Annotated in this window: 18 protein-coding genes, 1 tRNA gene and 1 pseudogene; 10 read left to right on the top strand and 10 right to left on the bottom strand. The window is 72.1% G+C overall.

Annotated features, from left to right (window positions below):
- Window positions 1–305: 305 nt before the first annotated feature.
- The 3 genes from ACFV4P_RS20260 to ACFV4P_RS20250 form a co-directional block, all read right to left on the bottom strand.
- Entirely contained in the window at window positions 306–1,640 is a 1,335-nt protein-coding gene (locus tag ACFV4P_RS20260) for an MFS transporter (RefSeq protein ID WP_380472968.1), read from the bottom strand.
- A gap of 7 nt (window positions 1,641–1,647) precedes the next feature.
- Complete coding sequence (locus ACFV4P_RS20255) at window positions 1,648–2,289, bottom strand: pyridoxamine 5'-phosphate oxidase family protein (protein ID WP_380472967.1); 642 nt, start codon at window positions 2,287–2,289, stop codon at window positions 1,648–1,650.
- 199 nt (window positions 2,290–2,488) lie between these two features.
- The gene (locus ACFV4P_RS20250; RefSeq protein WP_380472965.1) at window positions 2,489–5,494 is read right to left on the bottom strand and encodes a BTAD domain-containing putative transcriptional regulator; all 3,006 of its coding nucleotides are present in this window, start codon (window positions 5,492–5,494) and stop codon (window positions 2,489–2,491) included.
- Between the two features lie 204 nt (window positions 5,495–5,698).
- Here ACFV4P_RS20250 and ACFV4P_RS20245 point away from each other — a divergent pair, with 204 nt between their 5' ends.
- Both ACFV4P_RS20245 and ACFV4P_RS20240 read left to right on the top strand, forming a co-directional pair.
- The gene (locus ACFV4P_RS20245; RefSeq protein ID WP_380472963.1) at window positions 5,699–5,851 is read left to right on the top strand and encodes a hypothetical protein; all 153 of its coding nucleotides are present in this window, start codon (window positions 5,699–5,701) and stop codon (window positions 5,849–5,851) included.
- Window positions 5,848–7,038 (top strand): damage-control phosphatase ARMT1 family protein, encoded by a 1,191-nt coding sequence (locus ACFV4P_RS20240; RefSeq protein ID WP_380472961.1) that lies wholly within the window; start codon window positions 5,848–5,850, stop codon window positions 7,036–7,038. Before ACFV4P_RS20245 ends, ACFV4P_RS20240 begins: the two co-directional genes overlap by 4 nt.
- A gap of 37 nt (window positions 7,039–7,075) precedes the next feature.
- On the opposite strand, the gene ACFV4P_RS20235 is transcribed toward ACFV4P_RS20240, so the two are convergent.
- Window positions 7,076–7,149 (bottom strand) — tRNA-Gly (locus ACFV4P_RS20235).
- 155 nt (window positions 7,150–7,304) lie between these two features.
- Here ACFV4P_RS20235 and ACFV4P_RS20230 point away from each other — a divergent pair.
- Both ACFV4P_RS20230 and dcd read left to right on the top strand, forming a co-directional pair.
- A complete protein-coding gene (locus ACFV4P_RS20230; protein WP_073807239.1) occupies window positions 7,305–7,505 on the top strand; it encodes a hypothetical protein in 201 nt (66 codons plus the stop codon).
- Window positions 7,506–7,621: 116 nt separating this feature from the next.
- The gene (dcd, locus tag ACFV4P_RS20225; protein ID WP_380472959.1) at window positions 7,622–8,197 is read left to right on the top strand and encodes a dCTP deaminase; all 576 of its coding nucleotides are present in this window, start codon (window positions 7,622–7,624) and stop codon (window positions 8,195–8,197) included.
- A gap of 75 nt (window positions 8,198–8,272) precedes the next feature.
- Here dcd and ACFV4P_RS20220 read toward each other — a convergent pair whose 3' ends face one another.
- From ACFV4P_RS20220 to ACFV4P_RS20200, 5 genes and pseudogenes are all read right to left on the bottom strand, one after another.
- Entirely contained in the window at window positions 8,273–9,166 is an 894-nt protein-coding gene (locus ACFV4P_RS20220; RefSeq protein WP_380472957.1) for a metal-dependent hydrolase, read from the bottom strand.
- A gap of 95 nt (window positions 9,167–9,261) precedes the next feature.
- Window positions 9,262–10,158: a Yip1 family protein gene (locus ACFV4P_RS20215; RefSeq protein WP_380472955.1), complete on the bottom strand. Its 897-nt coding sequence runs from the start codon at window positions 10,156–10,158 to the stop codon at window positions 9,262–9,264.
- A 273-nt stretch (window positions 10,159–10,431) separates the two neighbouring features.
- A pseudogene (locus ACFV4P_RS20210) lies at window positions 10,432–11,505 on the bottom strand (sugar phosphate nucleotidyltransferase); the annotation flags it as partial.
- A 199-nt stretch (window positions 11,506–11,704) separates the two neighbouring features.
- Window positions 11,705–12,778 carry a LamG domain-containing protein gene (locus tag ACFV4P_RS20205; protein ID WP_380472953.1) on the bottom strand — a complete coding sequence of 358 codons (1,074 nt, stop codon included), beginning with the start codon at window positions 12,776–12,778 and terminating at the stop codon, window positions 11,705–11,707.
- An 89-nt stretch (window positions 12,779–12,867) separates the two neighbouring features.
- A complete protein-coding gene (locus ACFV4P_RS20200) occupies window positions 12,868–15,081 on the bottom strand; it encodes a (Fe-S)-binding protein (protein ID WP_380472952.1) in 2,214 nt (737 codons plus the stop codon).
- A 304-nt stretch (window positions 15,082–15,385) separates the two neighbouring features.
- Here ACFV4P_RS20200 and dnaK point away from each other — a divergent pair, with 304 nt between their 5' ends.
- The 6 genes from dnaK to ACFV4P_RS20170 all read left to right on the top strand — a co-directional run bounded on the left by dnaK (window position 15,386) and on the right by ACFV4P_RS20170 (window position 22,017).
- A complete protein-coding gene (dnaK, locus tag ACFV4P_RS20195; protein ID WP_380472950.1) occupies window positions 15,386–17,230 on the top strand; it encodes a molecular chaperone DnaK in 1,845 nt (614 codons plus the stop codon).
- Complete coding sequence (gene grpE, locus ACFV4P_RS20190) at window positions 17,227–17,817, top strand: nucleotide exchange factor GrpE (RefSeq protein WP_380472948.1); 591 nt, start codon at window positions 17,227–17,229, stop codon at window positions 17,815–17,817. The genes dnaK and grpE overlap by 4 nt, the downstream gene beginning before the upstream one ends.
- Before the next feature lie 136 nt (window positions 17,818–17,953).
- Window positions 17,954–19,102: a molecular chaperone DnaJ gene (gene dnaJ, locus ACFV4P_RS20185; RefSeq protein WP_380472946.1), complete on the top strand. Its 1,149-nt coding sequence runs from the start codon at window positions 17,954–17,956 to the stop codon at window positions 19,100–19,102.
- 7 nt (window positions 19,103–19,109) lie between these two features.
- Complete coding sequence (locus tag ACFV4P_RS20180; RefSeq protein WP_380472944.1) at window positions 19,110–19,631, top strand: heat shock protein transcriptional repressor HspR; 522 nt, start codon at window positions 19,110–19,112, stop codon at window positions 19,629–19,631.
- 206 nt (window positions 19,632–19,837) lie between these two features.
- A complete protein-coding gene (locus ACFV4P_RS20175) occupies window positions 19,838–20,893 on the top strand; it encodes a helix-turn-helix domain-containing protein (protein WP_380472942.1) in 1,056 nt (351 codons plus the stop codon).
- 512 nt (window positions 20,894–21,405) lie between these two features.
- Complete coding sequence (locus ACFV4P_RS20170) at window positions 21,406–22,017, top strand: hypothetical protein (protein WP_073807222.1); 612 nt, start codon at window positions 21,406–21,408, stop codon at window positions 22,015–22,017.
- A gap of 2 nt (window positions 22,018–22,019) precedes the next feature.
- Here ACFV4P_RS20170 and ACFV4P_RS20165 read toward each other — a convergent pair whose 3' ends face one another.
- A complete protein-coding gene (locus ACFV4P_RS20165; protein ID WP_380472940.1) occupies window positions 22,020–23,003 on the bottom strand; it encodes a LuxR C-terminal-related transcriptional regulator in 984 nt (327 codons plus the stop codon).
- Between the last annotated feature and the right edge of the window lies 1 nt (window position 23,004).

The following is a 23,004-nucleotide window of genomic DNA, read 5'->3' as shown; positions in this document are numbered from 1 at the left end:
GGCCACCCGATCCCCCGTTCGCCGGACGTCCCTCCCCGATGCGTGCGCCCCGCGTGGGAGGAAGCAGCACGCTCCCTCCCACAGTCGATCACAGTACCGGCGTCCCTCGGGGCCGCTACGCCCGGCTGCTCGCCAGGTCCGGCGGGCGGATCCGCAGCGCCGCCGAGGCCGGGGGCAGAGCCGCGACCAGCGCGAGCAGCAGGGCCAGGCCGGTGGAGTCCGGCCGGCGCACCCCACGGCAGGGCCGTGCGCGAGCGTGCCGGGCAGATCGTGATCGATTGGGCTATCGGCCGTCTACACGCGCCCTATATCGGATCGGGGACCGCCCGGTCGGGGACCGCCCGGTCGGGGATGCGGGTCAGCGTGCGGATCGGGCGGGCCAGCAGCAGCGCGGCGGCGCTGAGGACGGAGACGGCGAGGCCGGCCAGCAGCACGGACGTGGTGCCGAAGGCGTGGGTGGCGGGCCCGGCCAGCGCGGAGCCGATCGGATAGAGGCCCACGGACCCCGCCACCTCGTAGGCGTGGACCCGGTTGAGGACCTCGCCGGGCACCTGGGTCTGCACGCTGGTCGCCCACATGACGCCCCAGACGCCGATGCCCGCACCGACGCAGACCTGGGCGGCGGCGAGCAGCCAGACCGGCGCATCGAGGGCCAGCGCCAGCGGATAGAGCGGGTAGGCGAACATCGCGACGGCGCCCGCCGCCAGCGGACGGACCGGCTTCCAGCGGATCGCGATCAGGCCGCCCACCACCGTCCCCGCCCCGAGCGCGCAGTTGACCAGGCCGAACGCCGTCGCGCCGTACCGCGGGACGATCAGCCCGGCGGCCAGGGAGAGTTGCGGGCCCCAGGCGAGGACCGCGTAGAACATCCAGATCAGGATCACGCCCCACAGCCAGCTCCGGGCCCGGAACTCCCGCCAGCCGACCACCAGGTTGCGCCACAGCCCGTCCCCGGCCGGCGGCGCGGGCACCTTGCCGAGGCGCAGCGCGAACAGGCAGCTCGCACTGGTCGCGTAGGCGAGCGCGGAGATCGCCATCACCCAGCCCGTCGAGCCGAACCCGACCAGCACACCGGCCAGCGCGGGCCCGCCCAGGCCGGTGATCGCCTCGGACGTCCGCAGCACCCCGTTGGCGCCCTGCACGTCCCGGGCGATCAGCGGCACGGTCGACGAAGCGCCGGGCTGGAACAGGGCGTTGGCGGTGCCCGCCACCGCCAGCAGTGCGTACAGCTGCCACAGGTGGTCGATGCCGTGCAGGAAGAGCACGGCGAGCAGAACGTGCGCGGCGAGGTTGGCCAGGTCGGCGACGATCATCATCCGGCGGGCCGTGAACCGGTCGGCGAGCACCCCGCCGAACAGCACCAGCCCGGCGAACGGGCCGACCAGGAACGCCATCGCGTACCCGGCGGTGTCCAGGCCGCGGCCGCTGCCGACCAGACCGGCCGAGACGGCGACCGGCAGCATCGCCCAGCTGAGCAGGCCCGCGCTGCGGGCGGTGAACCAGTAGCGGAAGTTGCGGGACCAGATCGCCGGCTCGGCGGCGGCGACGGCCCGGGCAGGGGCGGGACTGTCGGTGGTGGTTGCGGGCGTGTCGGTGTCGGTGTCGGTGTCGGTGTCGGTGTCGGTGAGGCAGTCGGACACGGGCGGTTCAGTCCTTCAAGTCCATTGGGGCAGCGGCGAGTTGTGCGCGGAGAGCGGCGTTCTCGGCCTCCAGCCGGGCAAGGCGCTCCTGGACCGGTGCGAGGGCGTGGTCGAGTTCGGCCGCGGTGAAGCGCGGGGTGATGTGGTTGGGGCAGTTCCAGGCGAACGCCTCCACCCGGACGGTGACGACCTGTTCGACCCGGCCGTCGGTGCGCGGCGACGCGAGGCGCGCGACCAGCTCCGGGTGCCGGTCGGCGGGGACGGCGGTGGCCCGGCCGAACAGCTTGAGCCGGGCCTGCCGGGCCTGGTCGAGGAAGAACAGCGACACCCGGTCGTCGGCCCGCAGGTTGCCGGTGGTCAGGTACTGCCGGTTGCCGCGGACGTCCAGGTAGCCGAGGGTGTGCCCGTCCAGCACGTGCACGAAGCCGGGCGGGCCGCCCCGGTACTGCAGGTAGGGCCAGCCGTTCTCGTTGACCGTGCCGACCAGGAACCCGTCGAGCCCGCGGATGAACGCGGCGGCGCTGTCGGTGAGCGGCTCCGGCTCCGCGGCGGATTCCCGCACTCGGCGGCCGGCCGCGGCGGCGCTGCCGAACTCCTGCTGGACGCGGCGCACCGACGGCGTGGACGCCAGCAGGTCGTAGCGGCTCATGCGGCGGGGTCCGGGCGTGCAGGCAGCAGCGGCACGGTGTCACCTCGGGGTGTCGGCGCGGTCGGTGCGCCCACCGTACGGAGGCGGACTGTACGCAGCCCTGCAGCCGGGCCAGAGGCTCCCGCACCCACGCCGACCTGCTGATACGGCCTTTCAGCGGCCCGAACCGGCAGTACGGCGGAAGGACCGGAACTGCCGCTCAGCGCAGCCGGGTGACCCCCATCGCGCGGGACAGCCGCAGCGCCTCCCGCCAGTGCCCGACCGCGAGGCCCGGCGCGCCGAGTGCGGACTGTGCGCGGCCGAGCCCCAGCAGGGCCCGCGCCTCGCCCGGCAGGTGGCCGGTCTCGCGGTGCACGGCGAGTGCCTCGCGGCCGCTGTCGAGTGCCGCCCGGGGCTGGTCCAGCCTGGTCCGGACGCAGGTCAGAGCGGTCAGCGCGTTGCCTTCGAGCATGCGGAAACCGGCCGAACGGGTGAGTCGGAGAGCGCTTTCCACATGCTGGAGGGCGGCCTCGGGGTCGGTGTCGGCGCGGGTGGTGGCCAGGCCGATCAGCGCGACGGCCTGCGGGTGGCGGTCGTCGGCGGCCTCGGCCAGCCGCAGCGCCTCCCGGTACCCGGCGACCGCGTCGGCCCGCCGGTGGCCGCGTTCCTGGGCGGCGGCCAGCGCGAGCCGGGCGTTCGCCTCCAGCGCGGGCTGCCGCACCGTGCGGGCGGCGGTGAGCGCGGCCCTGGCGAGCAGCCGGCCGGCGGCGGGGTCCCCGAGGTCGGTGCGCGCGCCGGACAGGACGGTCAGCGCCACCGCCTCGCTGAACGTGTTGCCGGTGCTGCGGTGCACGGGCAGCGTCGCGTCGAGCAGCCGGACGGCGTCGGCGGGGCGGCCCAGGGCCCGGCGGACGGCGGCCAGGTTGGTGCGGGCGACGGCCTCCTCGGTGACGGCGCCGCGCTCGCGGTGCAGCCGGGCGGCCCGGGTGAAGTGCTCGGCGGCCTGCTGGAGCCGGCCGAGCTTCCCGCAGATCAGCCCCAGGACGGTCAGGTCGTCCGGGTGCCCGACCCCGGCCGGGGTGAACTGCGGTACGGCGCGCGGGCGTTCGACCAGTCGGCGGGCGGCGACGGGGAACCCGGTCTCGCAGGCCTGCCGAACGACGGCGGTCACGTCCCCGTCCGGCTCGGCCTCCGCCAGGTACCAGTCGTACAGCCGCTGCCGCGCGGCGTCCGCCTCCTGAGGCTCGCTCAACTCCCGGGCGTGGGCGCGCAGCAGACCGGGGAGCGCGTACCGGCCGGCGGGGTGCTCGCGCAGCAGGTGCGCGTCGGCGAGGGTGCGCAGCAGCGCGGCGGCCCCGGCGGGGTCGGTGTCGGCGAGCGCGGCGGCCCCGTCCGCGGTGGTGTCCGGGCCGGGGAGCAGCCCGAGCAGCCGGTACAGCCGCCGCGCGGGCTCGGGCAGCGCCCGGTACGAGAGGTCGAACGCGGCCCGGACGGTCTCCCAGGCATCGCCCTCGACGTGCGGCAGCACGTCGCCGGCCGGCCCGGCGCAGTACTCGGCGAGCGTGCCGTCGCGGGCGACCAGCTCGGCCCCGACGGCGCGGACGGCCAGCGGCAGGCCGCCGCACAACTCGACCAGGCGGCGAGCGGCATCCGGTTCGGCGGCGGTCCGGCACCCGCCGACGACGCTGCCGAGCAGCTCGCACGCCTCCTCCGGGCCGAGCGGGTCCAGGGTGACGCGGCGGGCCCCGTCCCCGGCGACCAGCCCGGTCAGCCGGTCGCGGCCGGTGACCACGACGGCGCTGCCGCGCGCGCCCGGCAGCAGCGGCCGGACCTGCTCCGGGTCGCGGGCGTTGTCCAGCACGACCAGCACGCGCCGGTCGGCGAGCAGCGTCCGGTAGAGCGCGGCGGCCTCGTCCGGGTCGGCGGGCAGCCGGTCGGGCGGGGTGCCGAGGGCGCGCAGGAACCGGGCGAGCACCTCGGCGGGCCGCAGCGCGGGCCGCACGGAGTGGCCGCGCAGGTCGACGTACAGCTGCCCGTCGGGGAAGTGCTCGCGGCGGGTGTGCGCCCAGTGCACGGCGAGCGCGGTCTTGCCGACGCCCGGCGGGCCGACCACCGTCACCAGCCGCGGCCGCGGGCCGGGGACGATCAGCGTGTCGAGGGCCCGGAGTTCGGCGCGGCGGCCCAGCAGCGGGCCGGCCTCGGCGGGCAGCTGCTTGGGGCTCTCCGCCCGTACCGGAGACGGGAGTTGGCGGCGCAGCACGCGCAGCTGGGCGTCCTCGACCTCCGGGCCCGGGGCGATGCCGAGCTCCTCGTCGAGGCGTTCGCGCAGGCGGTGGAACACGTCGAGCGCGGCGGCCTGTTCGCCGTCGCCGGCCAGCGCCAGGATCAGCCGGGCGTGCAGCCCTTCGTGCAGCGGCTCGGCGTGCGCCAGCTCCCACAGCTGCGGGACGGCGTCGGCGGGCCGGTGCAGCAGCAGCGCGGTATCGGCGTACAGCAGGGCGGCGCGGATCCGCCGTTCACCCGCCGCGACGGCGGCCGGGTGGCGGCGCAGCGTCGGATCGCCGTCGGCCAGCACCGGACCGCGCCACCAGCGCAGCGCCCGGGCCAGCGTCTCGTGCAGGGCGCCCGGGTCGGGCGCGTGGTGGGTGCAGACGGTACGGGCCAGCAGGGCGTCGAAGCGCCCGAGGTCGGTGTCCTGCGGCCCGGCCGCCAGCCGGTAGCCGACCGGGGTGCGGACGACGGCGTCACCGCCGAGCAGGCGGCGGGCCTGGCTCACGTACGTGTGGACCAGGCTCTGCTGCGACTCCGGCGGCCCGTCCGGCCACAGCGTGTCGGAGATCTCCCGCAGGGTGGCGGGCTCGGGATGCTTGAGCGCCAGCAGGCCGAGCAGCCGCCGCAGCATCGGGCCGGTGACGGGGACGGGCCCGCCGCCGCGCCGCAGCTCCAGCGGCCCGAGGAGCAGCAGGCGCGGCCCGGAATCCGCCGACTCGCCCGCCGGCTCGGCGAGTTCGGCCAACTCCTTCGGGGTCAGCGCGAGCGCCTCGGCCAGCTGCCGGAGGGTGCCCGGCCGGGGCTGCCGCACCCGGCCCTGTTCGAGGTCGCGCAGCGCCCGGGCGCTCAGCCCGGCCCGCTCGGCGACGGCCTGCTGGCTGAGCCCGGCCCGGCGGCGCAGCGCCCGCAGGCGGGGGCCGAACGGCGTCCCGGCTTCCGGTGTCGCCACTGCCACGGCTTCCCCCTCCTCCGACCCGAGGCACAGTGTGGCCGGGCCGTCCACGCCGGGCAAGGGAGCCCGACGCGGGAGCGGGCGGGCCGGTCAGCCGGTCGGCCCGACATCCCATCAGGACGAGTCGGGTCGAACTTCACGCGCAGTACGGTAGCTCTCACACTGCCCTCGTACTGCACGGGCGTCGAAACACCAGGAGCCGCGACCATGGCCACCCCCGTCGTCAAGGCGCTCCCCGAACCGCCCGGCCTGCTCCACCTTCCCGACCTGCTCCACCTTCCCGACCTGCTCCACCTTCCCGACCTGCTCCACCTTCCCGACCTGCTCGACCTCGTCGCCGCCTGGACCCCGCAGCCATGACCGACGCGCCCGTGATCCGCAGCGACGTCCCCGGCTCGTTCCCCTGGGGCGTGTTCCACGAGCGCCACCCGAAGCTCGTCCGACAACTCCTCGACGCCCTGCCGTACGGCCCCGCGGAGCGCGCCGGAATCGAACGGCTGCTGGCCGAGAGCACCACCGGCGTCCTCGAACCGCTGCCGGAGCACGCCCACGACCACGCCCAGTGGCTGGAGTGGGGACGAGGCCTGTGGGGCCGCCCCTGGGGCGAGGCGCCGTTCCTGTGGGCGGAGAGCTACTTCTACCGCCGACTCCTGGAAGCCACCGGCTACTTCCGCCCCGGCACCTGGCAGGGCATCGACCCCTTCGCCCCGTTCAAGAACGCCGAACTGGCCGGGCCGGCCGTGGACGAGGAACTGGCCGCCCTCAGCGCACTCGACGCCCTGCCGGGCCCCCGCCGCTCCGCCGCCCTGCTGTCCTCCGCCCTGTGGGGCAACCGCGCCGACCTGAGCTTCCAACTCACCGCCGGACGCCCGACCGCCCCGTCCGACCTGGTCGCCGACGACAGCGCCCTCCTGTGGTCCGCCCTGGAACACACCCCCGGCGGCCGGGTCTGCCTGGTCGCCGACAACGCCGCCCGGGAACTGCTCCCCGACCTGGTGCTGATCGACCACCTCCTGCACACCGGCCTGGCGGCCCAGGTCGTCCTCTACGTGAAACCGCAGCCGTACTACGTCTCCGACGCCACGACGGCCGACACCCTCGCCGCCCTCGAACGCCTCCGCACCGCCCCCACGGACGCCGCCGCGACGATCGGCCGCCGGCTCCGGCAGGCCATGACCGACGACACCCTCGCCGTCCGCACCCACCCCTTCTTCTGCGCCCCGCTCCCGTTCCGCGACCTGCCCACCGACCTCCGCACCGAGCTCACCGGCGCCACCATGACGATCCTCAAGGGCGACCTCAACTACCGCCGCCTGGTGGACGACCGCCTCCACCCACCCACCACCCCCTTCCCCGAAACGGTCACCCACTTCCCGTCCCCCGTCACCACCCTGCGCACCCTGAAGTCGGACGTCCTCGTCGGCATCGCCGCCACCACCCTGACCCGGCTGGACAGTTCAGCCCCCACCTGGCGGACCGACGGCCGCCACGCCCTGATCCAGTGCCACCCGACCGCCGCCCCGGCCCGAGGCAACCCCGAGAAATGACAGAAAGCCCCAGGTCATTGACCTGGGGCTTTTCTTGTGGAGCGGGCGACGAGAATCGAACTCGCGCTCTAAGCTTGGGAAGCTCATGTTCTACCATTAAACTACGCCCGCATATGACGAACCGTCAGGAACGGATCGATCAAGCACCACTGTACCCCATGCGACAGGGTGGTCGTGGCGGGTTTCGGGTGGCGGCGAGCCTGGTGGGTGGTGTCCGGTTGGTCCCCTAATGTGGCGCTGTCGGCGGAACTGTGGGAAGGGGACCGATGGAGCAGCGCACCCTGGTTCGTTGTGCGGAGGGGCATCTGTTCGGTACGGCGGCGTTTCCGATGCAGCAGTTGCAGGCGGGGCGGTTGGGGCCGGGGCGGCTGTTGCGGTGCCCGCGGTGCGGGCGGTTGCGGAATTCGGTGCCGGCTGACGTGTCGGAGCTCTCGGCGTCCCAACTGGGGCGCTCCGCGCGGCGGTAGGCGGTCCGGTCGGCGGTCCGGCAGGGGGTCCGGTCGGGGGTCCGGTGGCGATCGGGGCAGGTCCGCGGGGCGGATGCTTTTGGGCGGCCCGCCCCGTGGCACGTACCCTCGGTGGCGTGCTGCTCTCTGACAACGACATCCGTAGTGAGATCGACAAGGGGCGGGTCGTCATCGACCCGTACGACCCGTCGATGGTCCAGCCGTCGAGCATCGACGTCCGCCTCGACCGGTTCTTCCGGGTCTTCGAGAATCACCGCTACCCGCACATCGACCCCTCCGAGGAGCAGCCGGACCTGACCCGACTGGTCGAACCGGAGGGCGATGACGCGTTCGTCCTGCACCCGGGCGAGTTCGTGCTGGCGTCCACCTACGAGGTGATCACGCTGCCGAACGACGTGGCCTCGCGCCTGGAGGGCAAGTCCAGCCTGGGCCGACTCGGCCTGCTGACGCACTCGACCGCGGGCTTCATCGACCCGGGCTTCAGCGGCCACGTGACGCTGGAGCTGTCGAACGTGGCGACGCTGCCGATCAAGCTGTACCCGGGGATGAAGATCGGCCAGCTGTGCCTGTTCCGGCTCTCCTCGCCGGCCGAGCACCCGTACGGCTCGGCGCGCTACGGCTCGCGGTACCAGGGCCAGCGCGGCCCGACGCCGTCCCGCTCGTTCCAGAACTTCCACCGCACCGAGGTCTGAGCCTCGTCGGCAGAGCAGTCGGACCAGGACAAGGGCCGGCCCCGCAGTCGCGGGGCCGGCCCTTCTCGTACCAGGTCAGGCGCGCTTGGGGCTGGTCCGGGCGACCAGCTCGGCGCCGTCCGCGGAGAGCTTCAACTCCGTGCGCAGCTCGGCGAGTTCGCCGAGGTGGTGGAGGTGGGTGCCGCCGCAGGGGATCTCCGCGGCGCCGTCCGGGAGGTCGGCGTGCCAGCGGCGGCGGGCGGTGAGTTCGGGGCCGGGGACGTCGATCCGGACGGCCGCATCGGCGGCGACCCAGGCGGCCAGCCGGGCGTTGACGTCCTCGGTGAGGGCGGGCAGCGCGTCGGCGAGGGCGGGGAGCTCCTCGGTGGCGTCGACGGTGAAGCCCTTCTTCTTCAGCGACTTGCCGATCCGGTAGGTGTCGGTGCTGGCCTCGGTGTCCATCACCGAGGTGTCCATGGCGAGGCTGTCGAAGTCCGGGTGGCCGAAGGCGTCGGAGCGGCCCGGGTCCTTGCGCCAGCGCGGCGCGAGCGCGGCGTTCAGGGCGAGCGCCAGCAGGTGGCAGCCGGTGTGCGCGGCGGACAGCAGCGCGCGGCGCTCGGCGTCCACGGCGAGTTCGGCGGTGCGGCCGACGGCCTCCGGGCCGAGCGCGCCGGCCGGCAGCACGTGCAGCACCAGCCAGGACCACTCCTCGTCGCCGCGCCGGACCGGGATGTCGGCGCCGGCCGCGAACTCGCCGGCCGGGCCGTGGCCGCCGGTGAGGCAGTCGACGACGGGGTGCGCGGTGCCGTCGACGGTGAGGGTGCCGAGGTCGGCGGGCTGGTCGGGCCAGGTGTGGTCGACCGGGTGGAACGGGGTGGCCTCGGTGACCACGGCGGTGCGCCCGTCCGGCAGGGTGTGCACGGCGAGGATCGGCGAGGCGCCGGTCACCGCCCCGGCCGGGAAGCTGACGTGGGTGGTGGGCAGGCTCATGCGCGGGCTCCGGACGGGATCTGAGGGTGGGCCGAACACCCCACCCTACAAAAATCCCACCACCCGGACGGCCGCGGTCCCGGGCCGGTCGGGCCTCAGCCCAGCGTGGGCAGCTTGATCAGCACCAGCAGCGCGATCAGCTGCACCGCCGCCGCCCCGGCGGCCTTGCCCCAGGGCAGGTCGTGGATCCGCCGCACCAGGATGGTCAGCAGCGCCGCGCAGCCCACCCAGGTCGCCCAGCCGACGGCCTGCACCACCATGTTGTGCTCGGGCAGGAACAGCGCCAGCAGCAGCCGCGGCGCGTCGGTGGTCCAGCTGACCAGCACGGACAGGCCGACCGTCGACTGCCACGGGCCGTCGCCGCCGAACTGCCGGGCCAGCGCGTAGGTGACGGCGCTCAGGATGCCGCCGGCCACGGTGAAGCCGACCGCGGCGCCGCCGATCGCCCACAGCGCGACCGCGAAGGTGGAGTGCACCACCTGGTCGTAGGTGCTGTCGAGGGCGAACACCGCGAGCGCGCCGTACAGCAGCGACACCGTCAGCGCGGGCAGCCACACCTGGTGGTCGCGCATCCGGTCGAAGGTGGCGCTCGGACGGCGGTAGATCCCGGCGAGCAGCTCCCGCCAGGGCAGTCGCGGCCCGCCGAGGTGCGGCGCGGCCTGCCCGCCGGCCCGGTACACGGCGACGTTGTCCTCGACCGGGTAGCCGCCCTGGTCGTACTGCTGCTGCCCGTACGGCTCGCCGTACCCCGCGTCGTACGGCTCGTACGGTCCGTCGTACGGCTGCTCGCCGACCGCGAAGGCCCTGGTGTGACCGGGCTGGTCGCCGCCGTAGCCGTCGCCGGGGTACCCGGGGGTCGGGGCGGTGAAGTACTCGGGGCCGCCGGTGGGCGCGCCGCGGTACGGGTCACCCTGCGGGGTACCCGGTTGGGGTGCCGTCCAGCCGTGCCGGGGGTCGGCGCCCCGTCCGTCGTCGTGTCGATTGCCAGCCACGGCACGACGGTACCCGCAAGGGCTGACCCGCCGTCGGGTGATCATGACGGCGGGGCCGGATTGCAGCCGTCCTGTGACGCGGCCCGCCCGGCACCGCAGGGAAGGCACGGCGCGGCCGCCCGGCACCGCCGAAAGCACAGCGCGGCCGCGCAGCAGGCGTCCGGAACGCCCTGCGCGGCCGCGCGGGAGAGCGTGGGGTCAGCCGGCGACGCGGCTGCCGGGCGCGTGCACCGCGGCGGCGTTGCTCAGGCCGGCCTCACAGCCGCCGGGGCCGGCGGACAGGCGCACGGCGCCGACCGGCAGGCGGGTGCCGCAGGCGATCCGCAGGCCGTTGGAGAGCTCGTTCTCGGCCTCCAGGGTGGCGCCGTCGCCGATCACCACGCCGTCCAGCGAGCAGCGCTCACCGATCTCGGCGAAGGCGCCGACGATGGAGTCCTTGACGTACGCGCCGGCCTTGATCCGGGCGCCCTGGAGCACCACGCTGCCCTCGACGATGGCGCCGGCGGCGATCTCGGCGCCCGCGGAGACCACGGTGCCGGAGCTCAGCACGGCGGCCGGGTCGACCTGCGAACCGGTCAGCAGCAGGGCCTCGCCGGTCGGGCCGGGGACGGCCGGGGAGTCGACCTTGCCGAGCACCAGGTCGGCGGAGCCGCGGACGAACGCGGCCGGGGTGCCGAGGTCCAGCCAGTACGAGGTGTCGACGACGCCGCGCAGCAGCGCGCCGGTGGCGAGCAGCTCGGGGAAGGTCTCGCGCTCGACGGACACCTCGCGGCCGGTCGGAATGCGGTCGATCACCGAACGGGTGAAGACGTAGCAGCCGGCGTTGATCTGGTCGGTGACGATCTGCTCGGGGGTCTCGGGCTTCTCCAGGAAGGCGAGCACCCGGCCGTCCTCGTCGGTCGGGACCAGACCGAAGGCGCGCGGGTCGGCCACCCGGGTGAGGTGCAGGGTGACGTCGGCGCCGGAGGCGGTGTGCGCGTCGCGCAGGCCGGCGATGTCCAGGCCGGACAGGATGTCGCCGTTGAAGATCAGCACCGGCTCGTCGGGGCCGCAGGTCAGGCCGGCCGCGGCGTTGCGGATGGCGCCGCCGGTGCCCAGCGGCTCGTCCTCGGTGAGGTAGACCAGTTCGAGGCCGTACGGGCTGCCGTCCTTGAAGTGGTCGACGAAGACGTCGGCCAGGTAGGAGGTGGCGAGCACCACGCGGGTGACACCGGCGGCCGCGGCACGGGCCAGCTGGTGGGCGATGAACGGGACACCGGCCACGGGCAGCATGGGCTTCGGCGTGTGCGTGGTCAACGGGCGCAGCCGCGTGCCCTTGCCGCCGACCAACATGATCGCCTCGGTCATGTCCTATCTCCCCTGGTCAGATTCCGGCGGCCCGGCTCGACAGGGTCCGGTGCGCTCGCTCGGTGACTGTGTCGGGCCAGCATCAGGTGGCCTTCGACGGAACCGGCTATTTCCCGGTCCCGCCGCATACTCTATTTGCTCGAACAGCGTGTCAAACCCACTGCCCCCGTCGGGCAGGTGTGCGGGCGGGGCCCAGCCCCTAGGGCAACAACCAGGAACGCTTGGCGGCCGTTCCGGCGTCGGCGCCGCCGGATCCGTTCAGTCGGGCGACGGCGGTGGCGGGCAGGGCCTGGTCCCAGACCTGCACGGTGGAGATGGCGCCGTCCCAGAAGTCGCTCCAGGTGTTCTTGTAGCGGACCCGGCCGAGCTGGAGGCCTCCGGTGGTCTGCCAGACGCCCTTGACCGCGACGGTCTGCTGGAGCACGCCGTTGACGTACAGCGTGATCTTCTTGCTGTCCGCGTCGTAGACGCCGGTGAGCATCGTCCACCGGCCGGTGGTGGCGGCGCCCGCGGCGGTGGAGAAGGCCTGGTAGGTGGTGTTGTCCTGGGCTCCGGCGGCGGTCTGCACCTTGAACACCCACTGGTTGTGGGTGCCCCAGTCGTCGCGGCCCAGGTAGAAGGAGTAGTAGCTGTCGTTGCCCTGGGTGACGACGGCCCGGCCGCCGGTCGGGGCGTCGTTGCGGACCACCGCGGAGACGGTGAAGGACCGCGAGGTGTCGACCACCGGGCTGCCGCTGTCCGCCCAGCCGTCGCTGTTGCCGTGCAGGGTCAAGGTGGGCCCGCTGTGGCCGGCGGTGGTGTCGACCGCGGCGCCGCCGCCGAGGTCCATCCCGGGCAGCGTGGCGGCGTTCGCCCTGCCGCCGGTACTCGGCTTGGCGCTGCTGCGGGCGGACGCCGAGCCGGAGGGCTGCGCGGAGCCGGACGCCGAGGCCGAGGCGGACGCGGAGGCCGACTCGGACGGGCCCGGGCTCGGCTCCCCGGTGGGCGCGTCGGGGGCGGGGCCGTCGGGCTGCGCGGTGGGCGCGGGCAAGACCTTCGTGCCGGACGGATCCGACGGGCCGGACAGCGCGACGGCGGTGGCGACGGCGCCGCCGATCAGGGCCACCCCGAGCGCTCCGGCGCCGATCCGCAGCCGCAGCCGGCGACGCCGGTGCTCACGCTCGTTGGCCTCGGCGAGCGCCGCCCAGTCGGGGGCCGCGCTGGTCACCGCGGGCAGTTGGTAAGGCCCGCCGCCGAAGCCGCCGGGCCCCGGTATTCCCCCGTCAGCAGTCATGCGGCAGATGCTAGGTCATCGGTGATCACCCGAAAACGCCCGGACCCCGGAGCCGCAACGGGCGTCCGGGGTCCGGGTGACGGGGCAGGTCAGGCCTCGACCGGCTCCGCCTCCGCGGTGGGCAGGGCCTTGACCGACTCCAGCAGCAGCTGGGCGATGTCCACGACCTTCAGGTGCTCCTTGGCGGCGCCCTCGTTCTTCTTGCCGTTGACCGAGTCGGAGAGCATCACCAGGCAGAACGGGCAGGCGGTGGAGACGATGTCCGGGTTGAGGGACAGCGCCTCGTCCACGCGCTCGGTGTTGATCCGCTTGCCGATCCGCTCCTCCATCCACATCCGCGCGCCGCCGGCGCCGCAGCAGAAGCCGCGCTCCTTGTGGCGGTGCATCTCCTCGTTGCGCAGGCCGGGCACCTTGCCGATGATCTCGCGCGGCGGGGTGTAGACCTTGTTGTGCCGACCGAGGTAGCACGGGTCGTGGTAGGTGATCAGGCCTTCCACCGGGTTGACCGGCAGCAGCTTGCCCTCGTCGATCAGGTGCTGCAGCAGCTGGGTGTGGTGGATGACCTCGAAGTGCCCGCCGAGCTGCGGGTACTCGTTGGCGATGGTGTTGAAGCAGTGCGGGCAGGTGGCGACGATCCGCTTGGTCGGCGCGTCCTCCAGCGCGGCGTTCAGGGTCTCGACGTTCTGCGCGCCGAGCATCTGGAACAGGAACTCGTTGCCGAGGCGGCGCGGGGAGTCACCGGTGCAGGTCTCCTCCTTGCCGAGGATCGCGAACTTGACGCCCGCGGTGTGCAGCAGCTCGGCGAAGGCCTTGGTGGTCTTCTTCGCCCGGTCCTCCAGGGCGCCGGCGCAGCCGACCCAGTACAGGTACTCGACCTCGGCGGGGTCGATGTCCTCGCCGATCACCGGCACCTCGATGCCGGTCTCCTTCTTCAGCTCCTTGACCCAGTCCAGGCGCGCCTTGGTGGCCAGGCCCCACGGGTTGCCCTTGTTCTCCAGGTTCTTGAGCATCGTCCCGGCCTCGGTCGGGAAGCTGCTCTCGATCATCACCTGGTAGCGGCGCATGTCGACGATGTGGTCGATGTGCTCGATGTCGACCGGGCACTGCTCGACGCAGGCGCCGCAGGTGGTGCAGGACCACAGCACGTCCGGGTCGATGACGCCGCCCTCTTCGGCGGTGCCGATCAGCGGGCGCTCGGCCTCGGCCAGGGCCGCGGCGGGGACGTCCTTCAGCTGCTCGCTGGTGGCCTGCTCCTCGCCTTCCATGTCCTTGCCGCCACCGGCGAGCAGGTACGGGGCCTTGGCGTAGGCGTGCTCGCGCAGGCTCATGATCAGCAGCTTGGGCGACAGCGGCTTGCCGGTGTTCCAGGCGGGGCACTGCGACTGGCAGCGGCCGCACTCGGTGCAGGTGGAGAAGTCGAGGATGCCCTTCCAGGAGAAGTGCTCGACCTGCGAGACGCCGAACACCGCGTCGTCGGCCGGGTCCTCGAAGTCGATCGGGGCGCCGTTGCTGGTCATCGGGCGCAGTGCGCCCAGCGCGGTGCCGCCGTCCTCCTCGCGCTTGAAGTAGATGTTGAAGAAGCCCAGGAAGCGGTGCCAGGCGACGCCCATCGACGGGTTGAGGCCGATGGTGATGGCCCACGCGAAGGAGATGCAGATCTTCAGCATCGCGAAGACGTAGATCAGGTTGACCAGGGTGCCGTGGGCGGTGCCCTCGAACGCGGCGACGATCGGGTACGAGATCAGGTACGTCGGGTCGTAGGAGGTGACGCCCTCCAGGGCGCCCTCCAGGCCGCGCAGCATCATGATGCAGATGCCGATGCCGAGGATCGTGTACTCGACGTAGAACGCCTGCCAGGCGATCGAGCCGGCGAACCGGGACTTGCGGCCGGCCCGGGAGGGCAGGCTGAGCAGCCGGATCACGATCAGCACGGCGATGCCCAGGGTGGTCAGGGTGCCGATCAGCTCGACGAAGACGTTCCAGACCAGCCAGTGGCCGATGATCGGCAGCGCGAACTCGGCGTCGAAGAGCTGACCGAACGCGTTGACCAGGGTGAGGATCAGCGAGAAGAAGCCCACCGCGACGAACCAGTGGGCGACGCCGACCACGCCCCAGCGGTTCATCCGGGTGTGGCCGAGGAACTCCTTGGCCACGGTGGCCACGCGCTGCGCGGGCTGCCCGAATCGGGTGCTGTCGGCAGAGCCGGTGCGCACCACCTTGTAGATGTACAACGCCGCCCGGGCGGCGAGCGCGGTGCCGATCACAAAGGTGACCAGCGAGATGACGATCGCTGCTAGCTGCATCGGCTCTCCGTCTCCAGCGGCTGTGGTCCGAATCCTGCCCAGAGTGTACTGGTGGGTAACTTTCCGGGTCGACGCGCCGGACATTACCGGTCGTTAACACTCACTCAGAAGATGTTCAAGGTATGGCGGCAGTCACTATGCCCGTACTCACCCGTCCGGAGCAGCCCCGAGCCCTGCTCGGAGGGGTTCGCGACATAAGCGCTCAGTAAAGTTGAGCGGCAGCGACTCAAAGCTGTTGACGCTTCTCGATTCCTCATGCATCCTTGAGCCCGTACTGCTCAACTTCTCCCCGGAGGTATTCACGATGGCACGCGCGGTCGGCATCGACCTCGGTACGACGAACTCCGTCGTCAGTGTTCTTGAGGGCGGTGAGCCCACGGTCATCACCAACGCCGAGGGCGCTCGGACCACGCCGTCCGTCGTCGCCTTCGCCAAGAACGGCGAGGTGCTCGTCGGCGAGGTCGCCAAGCGCCAGGCGGTCACCAACGTCGACCGGACCATCCGTTCGGTCAAGCGTCACATGGGCACCGACTGGAAGATCGGCATCGACGGCAAGGACTTCACGCCGCAGCAGATCTCCGCCTTCGTCCTGCAGAAGCTCAAGCGGGACGCCGAGTCCTACCTGGGCGAGACGGTCACCGACGCCGTCATCACCGTCCCGGCGTACTTCAACGACTCCGAGCGCCAGGCCACCAAGGAGGCCGGCGAGATCGCGGGCCTGAACGTCCTGCGCATCGTCAACGAGCCGACCGCCGCCGCCCTGGCCTACGGCCTGGACAAGGACGACCAGACCATCCTGGTCTTCGACCTCGGTGGCGGTACCTTCGACGTCTCCCTGCTGGAGATCGGCGACGGCGTGGTCGAGGTCAAGGCCACCAACGGTGACAACCACCTCGGCGGCGACGACTGGGACCAGCGCGTCGTCGACCACCTGGTGAAGGTCTTCCAGGCCGGCCACGGCGTCGACCTGTCCAAGGACAAGATGGCCGTCCAGCGTCTGCGCGAGGCCTCCGAGAAGGCCAAGATCGAGCTGTCCTCCTCCTCGGAGACCTCGATCAACCTGCCCTACATCACGGCCTCCGCCGAGGGCCCGCTGCACCTGGACGAGAAGCTCAGCCGCTCCCAGTTCCAGCAGCTCACCTCTGACCTGCTGGACCGCTGCAAGGTCCCGTTCCACAACGTCATCAAGGACGCCGGCATCCAGCTGTCCGAGATCGACCACGTGGTCCTGGTCGGCGGCTCGACCCGTATGCCGGCCGTCGCCGAGCTCGTCAAGGAGCTGACCGGCGGCAAGGACGCCAACAAGGGCGTCAACCCGGACGAGGTCGTCGCCATCGGCGCGTCCCTGCAGGCCGGTGTGCTGAAGGGCGAGGTCAAGGACGTCCTGCTGCTCGACGTCACCCCGCTGTCCCTGGGCATCGAGACCAAGGGCGGCATCATGACGAAGCTGATCGAGCGCAACACCACGATCCCGACCAAGCGCTCCGAGATCTTCACCACCGCCGAGGACAACCAGCCCTCCGTGCAGATCCAGGTCTACCAGGGCGAGCGCGAGATCGCGGCGTACAACAAGAAGCTCGGCATGTTCGAGCTGACCGGCCTGCCGCCGGCGCCCCGCGGCCTGCCGCAGATCGAGGTCACCTTCGACATCGACGCCAACGGCATCATGCACGTGGCCGCGAAGGACCTCGGCACCGGCAAGGAGCAGAAGATGACCGTCACCGGCGGCTCCTCGCTGCCGAAGGACGAGGTCAACCGCATGCGTGAGGAGGCGGAGCGCTACGCGGAGGAGGACACCAAGCGTCGCGAGGCCGTCGAGACCCGCAACCAGGGCGAGCAGCTCGTCTACTCGACCGAGAAGTTCATCGCCGACAACGCGGACAAGCTCCCGGCCGACGTCAAGACCGAGGTCGAGACCGCCATCGGCGAGCTCAAGGAAACCCTCAAGGGCGAGGACATCGCGGCCATCCGCACCGCCACCGAGAAGGTCTCCACCACCGCCCAGAAGCTCGGCGCGGCGCTGTACGCCCAGGCCGACGGCGCGGGCGCGGCCACCGGTGCGGCCGGTGCCGGCGAGGCCCCCAAGGACGACGACGTGGTCGACGCCGAGATCGTCGACGACGAGAAGCCCAAGGGTGGTGCGGCATGACGGAGAAGCCGCAGGGCGACCAGCCCGGCGACGACTCCGCCGCCGAGGAAGCCGTGCTGAAGGCCGCCGAAGAAGCGGTCTCCGGCGCGGGCGCCGACGAGCTGGCCGCCGCCAAGCGCGAGGCAGGCGAGCGCACCGCCGACCTGCAGCGCCTCCAGGCGGAGTACCAGAACTACCGCAAGCGCGTCGAGCGCGACCGGGCCACCGTCCGGGAGATCGCGGTCTCCAACATCGTGGAGTCGCTGATCCCGGTGCTGGACGACATCGGCCGCGCCCGCGAGCACGGCGAGGTGACGGGCGGCTTCAAGTCCGTCGCCGAGTCGCTGGAGACGGTCGTCGCCAAGCTCGGGCTGCAGCAGTTCGGCAAGGAGGGCGAGCCCTTCGACCCGACCATCCACGAGGCGCTGATGCACAGCTACTCGTCGGACGTCACGGAGGACACCTGCGTGCAGATCCTCCAGCCCGGATACCGGATCGGCGAGCGGATCATCCGCCCGGCGATGGTCGCGGTCGCGGAGCCCCAGCCGGGCACCCAGACCACCGGCGAACCGGACGGAGACAAGGCTGACGGCTCGTCCGACAGCTGAGTAGGGTCCCCGCGCGCTGCGGAGTCGTACGTCGTCCAGTACGACGGCCGGCTCCGCAGCGCCGTATCCCGGGCTCTTCACAACAGCACGCTTCACCAACAGACTTCAGTACTACGGGAGGTGGCGGTCAAAGGCCATGAGCGCTAAGGACTACGTGGAGAAGGACTACTACAAGGTCCTCGGCGTGCCCAAGGACGCCACCGCCGCCGAGATCAAGAAGACGTACCGGAAGCTGGCACGCGAGTTCCACCCGGACGCCAACAAGGGCGACGCCAAGGCCGAGGAGCGGTTCAAGGACATCTCCGAGGCGTACGACGTCCTCTCGGACGAGAAGCGCCGCAAGGAGTACGACGAGGCGCGCTCGCTGTTCGCCGGCGGCGGCTTCCGGCCCGGTGGGGCGGGCGGCGCCGGCGGCTTCGACTTCGGCGACCTGTTCAGCGGCGGCGGCGCGACCAGCGGCGGCGGACTCGGCGACGTGTTCGGCGGCCTGTTCAACCGCGGCGGCCGGCAGACCGCGCAGCCGCGCCGCGGCGCGGACGTCGAGACCGAGGTCACCCTGAACTTCGAGGAGGCCGTGGACGGCGCGACGGTGCCGCTGCGGATGACCTCCCAGGCCGCCTGCCGGGTCTGCGCCGGCACCGGCGCCAAGGCCGGCACCACCCCCCGGGTCTGCCCGACCTGCGTCGGCGCGGGCACCGTCAGCCGCGGCCAGGGCGCGTTCGCGCTCTCCGAGCCGTGCCGGGACTGCAAGGGCCGCGGCATGATCGTCGACGACCCGTGCACCGTCTGCCACGGCAGCGGCCGGGCCTCCTCGGCCCGCACCATGCAGGTCCGCATCCCGGCCGGCGTGCAGGACAGCCAGCGCATCCGGCTCAAGGGCAAGGGCGCCCAGGGCGAGCGCGGCGGCCAGCCCGGAGACCTGTACGTCACCGTGCACGTCGATACGCACCCGGTGTTCGGACGCAAGGGTGACAACCTCACCGTGACGGTGCCGGTCAGCTTCCCCGAGGCCGCGCTCGGCGGCACCATCGAGGTGCCGACCCTGAACGGCCCGGCCGTGAAGCTCAAGCTGCCCCCGGGCAGCGCCAACGGCCTGACCATGCGGGCCCGCGGCAAGGGCGCCACCCGCAAGGACGGCACCCGTGGCGACCTGCTGGTCACCGTCGAGGTCGCCGTGCCCAAAGTCGTCAGCGGCGACGCCCTGAGCGCACTGGAGCAGTATCGCGAGGCCACCGCCTCGGACGACCCGCGAGCCGCCCTGTTCAAGGCGGCGGAGGGAGCGTGAGACCCAGATGAGTGCCCATCCCGACAGCCCGCACGGCAACGAGGGTCGGATCGGCGTCGGCATCGGCGAGGGCCTGCCCGGCGCCGGCCGCACCCGCTCCGCCGGACCGCCGACGTACGTCCTCACCGAGGACACCCCGGTCTACGTGATCTCGGTCGCCGCCGAACTCTCCGGCCTGCACCCGCAGACCCTGCGCCAGTACGACCGCCTCGGCCTGGTCTGCCCCGACCGCACCGCCGGGCGCGGCCGCCGCTACTCGGCGCGGGACATCCAGCAACTGCGCGAGGTCCAGCGGCTGTCCCAGGACGAGGGCATCAACCTGGCCGGCATCAAGCGGATCATCGAGCTGGAGAACCAGGTCGCCGCCCTGCAGTCCCGGATCTCCGAACTGGTCGACGCCCTGGAGGGCGCCGCCGCCACCCTCCAGCAGCGGGAGGCCGCCGTGCACGCCTCCTACCGCCGCGACCTGGTGCCGTACCAGCAGGTCCAGCAGTCCAGCGCACTGGTGGTCTGGCGCCCCAAGCGCTGAACCCGGCATTCCGGTCTCCGGCCGCCGACACCCCCTCCGACGAGGGGTGTCGGCGGCTCGTGCGTCCGTGAGAGAGTGCGTGGCGGGTCCTCGGGCCGGATGCGTCACTTATTCTCAGCTCACAGGCCAGGCCGGGTTCTAGGATCTCCGAGCAGCAGACCATGAGTCCGGCCGACTGGTTGTCGGGGCAACGACAAGGGGTTGGGATGAACGCGCGAGAACAGGCGGCTGTGCCGGTCCGCCGGAGCGAGGCTCTGTCACCCGCCGCCCGTGAACTCTTTCTCCGCATCATCAACGAACGGTCCGGGCACCTGGAGAATCGCCAGGAATTCGACGAGGAAACCGTCGAAGAACTGGTGGAAATCGGACTCCTCGTCCCCGAGACCGACAATCCGAATGCATTCGTAGCCGCCGACCCCGCCCGACTTTCTTCGGCTCTCAGCACGCGGTGGCAGCACCAGGCCCTCGATCTGCTGTCCCGGGCGATATCGGTGTCCAGCGATTTCAGCGAACTCGCCGAGAAGTTCCACGCACCGGGGCAGAGCGACGGAGTCGTCGAATACATCCGCGGGAAAGCGCTCATCAATCAGCGCGTCCACCAGCTGATCAACGCAGGGGTCAGAGAGGCGCTCGCGATGCAGCCCGGCGGCCCCCGGCCTCCCGAGATGCTGGCGGCGGGCCTGGAAGAGGACCTGAAGACGATCGGCCGGGGCACCGCCACGCGGACGATCTACCACGCCAGCACCAGGTACCACCAACCCACCCGGGACTACGTGGCCACCCTCTCCGCCGTCGGCTGGCAGTTCCGCACCCTCGACGAGCCGTACACCAGGCTCATGATTTTCGATCGGCGGGTCGCCGTCATTCCGGCCGTGGACGACATGAGCCTTGCCGCGTTCGTCCACGATCAGTCGGTCATCGAATTCCTGACCGAGGAGGTCTTCGAACGGAGCTGGGGCAGAGCCCTGGAGTTCGACGGCGAACGGACGGTCCCCCAGGAGGTGGTGTCCCGGCTGCGACAGACCATCATCGACCTGTTGCTGTCGGGAACGAACCACCGGGTGATCGCCCGTCGGCTCGGGATCAGCGAACGCACGCTCGCCCGCCACATCGCCGAGATGCGCGAGGAGTACAACGTCGAGTCGCTGTTCCAACTCGGCTACGTCCTCGGCCGCTCCGCGTCGGCGGACGGTGTCGGCGCGCTCCCGGCATCCTCACCCGGTGCGATGAGGATGTCCCTCGTCCGGGACCCGCACGCCTGACCTTCGGCGACACTCAGTTCCAGTGGAAGTCCAGCGCCGTGGCCGTCGTGATCACGGCCGCTTCTGCGGAAGAGTCCGCCGCGGGCCCCGATGCGGTGATCCCGAGAACCGCCAGACCGAGCGCGGCAGGCAGTACCACCTTTGTCACAAACCTGCATATGCGGGACATTGCACCCACTCTCCGATTTCTCTGTTGATTTGATCCTGACAGCGGCAACGAACAACAGGCATCATTGTGCCGCAGAGTCGAAGAGCCTGTCACTCCCCGGCCCCGCTGCAGCGTGACATCTCCCTGCCATGCAGCCAGATGACACCGCTCGAACCTGGACGCCGGCCAACGCCGCGATGGACGATCAGTTCGCTTCCAATGGTCCCGGCTTGACGACCACACTTGCCGATGACCATTCAAAATATTCGATCAGCCGCACTTTCTGCGCCAACTGAGCAGCCATCGTCAAAGCACCTGCCGGACCTGGTCCCCACCTCCCGACAGGCTTTCCCCCGGAGTCGACATGAGTGAGTCCCACCTGCAGTACCAAGCCTCTGAGGGGCGGCGCGCACGGGTGTTCCTCGCCGCTCCCCTGATGCGGCTGACCGGGCCGGCGGACAGCGTGGTGACGCTGGCCAGCCGGACCAGGCTGACCACGCTGCGGAGCACGCTGCTGCGCAGCGGGGCCGCGGTGTACAGCGCCCACCACAGCGACGCGTGGACGGTGGCCGGGAAGGCGCCGGAGCAGCGGGTGCCCTCCGACTTCCGGGCGATGCAGAACGCCGACCTGGTGTTCGCGTACGTCGGCGCCCCGCTGTCGGCCGGGGTCAGCCTGGAGCTGGGCTGGGCGTCGGCGCTGCGCAAGCCGATCGTGATGCTGGTGGACGAGGCGATCACCCACAACCCGCTGATCGCCACCATCGAGCAGGTCTCCCCCGTGCTGCCGCTGGTCTTCGACGACACCTGGTCCCCGGAGGCGCTGCACCACACCGTGGAGACCGCGCTGGACTGGGCCGGCATGGCGCTGTCCCTGCGCAGCGGCTTCTGGACCGCGCCGGGCGAGCAGTTCCCGCGCCCGCGCCGCGAGCCCGCCGGCCCGTACGGCTTCTGGTCCCCCGAGATCGCCACCGGCTGACGTCAGACCTGCTCGGCGGGTTCGTCGCCGGCCCGCATCTGCCAGCCCAGTTGGAACAGCGTCTCCGCGTCGTGCAGTTCGCGCAGTCGGGAGATGTGACCTGCCACGGTCCGTTCCGACAGGCCGAGGCGCGAGGCGATGGAACGCTGCGTCAGGCCCTGGGCGAGCAGCCGGCCGACCTGCTCGTGCACCGGGACGACGCTCTCGCCCTCGCGGTCGGCCGAACGCCAGCGGACCCGCTCGGCCCGCTCCCAGTCCCGCTCGAAGGCGGCGACCAGGAACGAGACCACCGCCGGATCCTCGACCACTGCGGCGCTGGAGTTGTCCGTCGAGGCCGGGACGACGGCGATCCGGCGATCGAAGATCGTCATCCGACTGAACGGCTCGCTCAGCGTGCGGAACCGGCCGCCCCAGCCGGTGACGGCCTCCGCCCAGCGCACCGTGGCCTCGTCGAGCAGCGCGGCCGGCTCGTGGACCGTGCGCACCGCCGCGCCGCCGGTGAGGAAGCAGCGGACGCGTTCCAACGAATCGGGCTGGAGGTCGCCGACGGAGACCCCGCCCGGCTGCAGGGCGAGCACCTCCTCGGTCGCCTCGTTCTCCAACTGCCGCACCCGCTCCAGGATCCGGTCGGTGCGGTCGATGTGCTGCACGACGCTGGAGCGGTCGGCGCGGCGCGGGGTGGCGTCGTAGGCGTGGGTGAGGTCCTCCAGCAGGACGGGCATCTCCTCGGCGCGCAGCAGCATCCGGGTGCCCTCGGCACGGAGTTCGGCGCTGATCCGGTCGCCGACCAGGCGCGGGTTGACCGCCGTCAGCGACTGGTCGCCCGCGTCGTGCACCAGCAGTCCGAGTTCCAGCAGCCGCAGCACCCCCGTCGGGTCCTGTTCGACCGCCTCGCGGAGGACCACGCGTCCGCCCTGGTCCAGGATCTGCTGGTACAGCCGCCGTTCGGGCTCGGTCGGCAGCGCGGCTCCGTTCGACTCACTCACA

Source organism: Kitasatospora sp. NPDC059795, assembly GCF_042732175.1.
Taxonomy (GTDB): domain Bacteria; phylum Actinomycetota; class Actinomycetes; order Streptomycetales; family Streptomycetaceae; genus Kitasatospora.
Note: the sequence above shows the minus strand (reverse complement) of the source record. Positions and strands in the feature narration are given on the sequence as shown.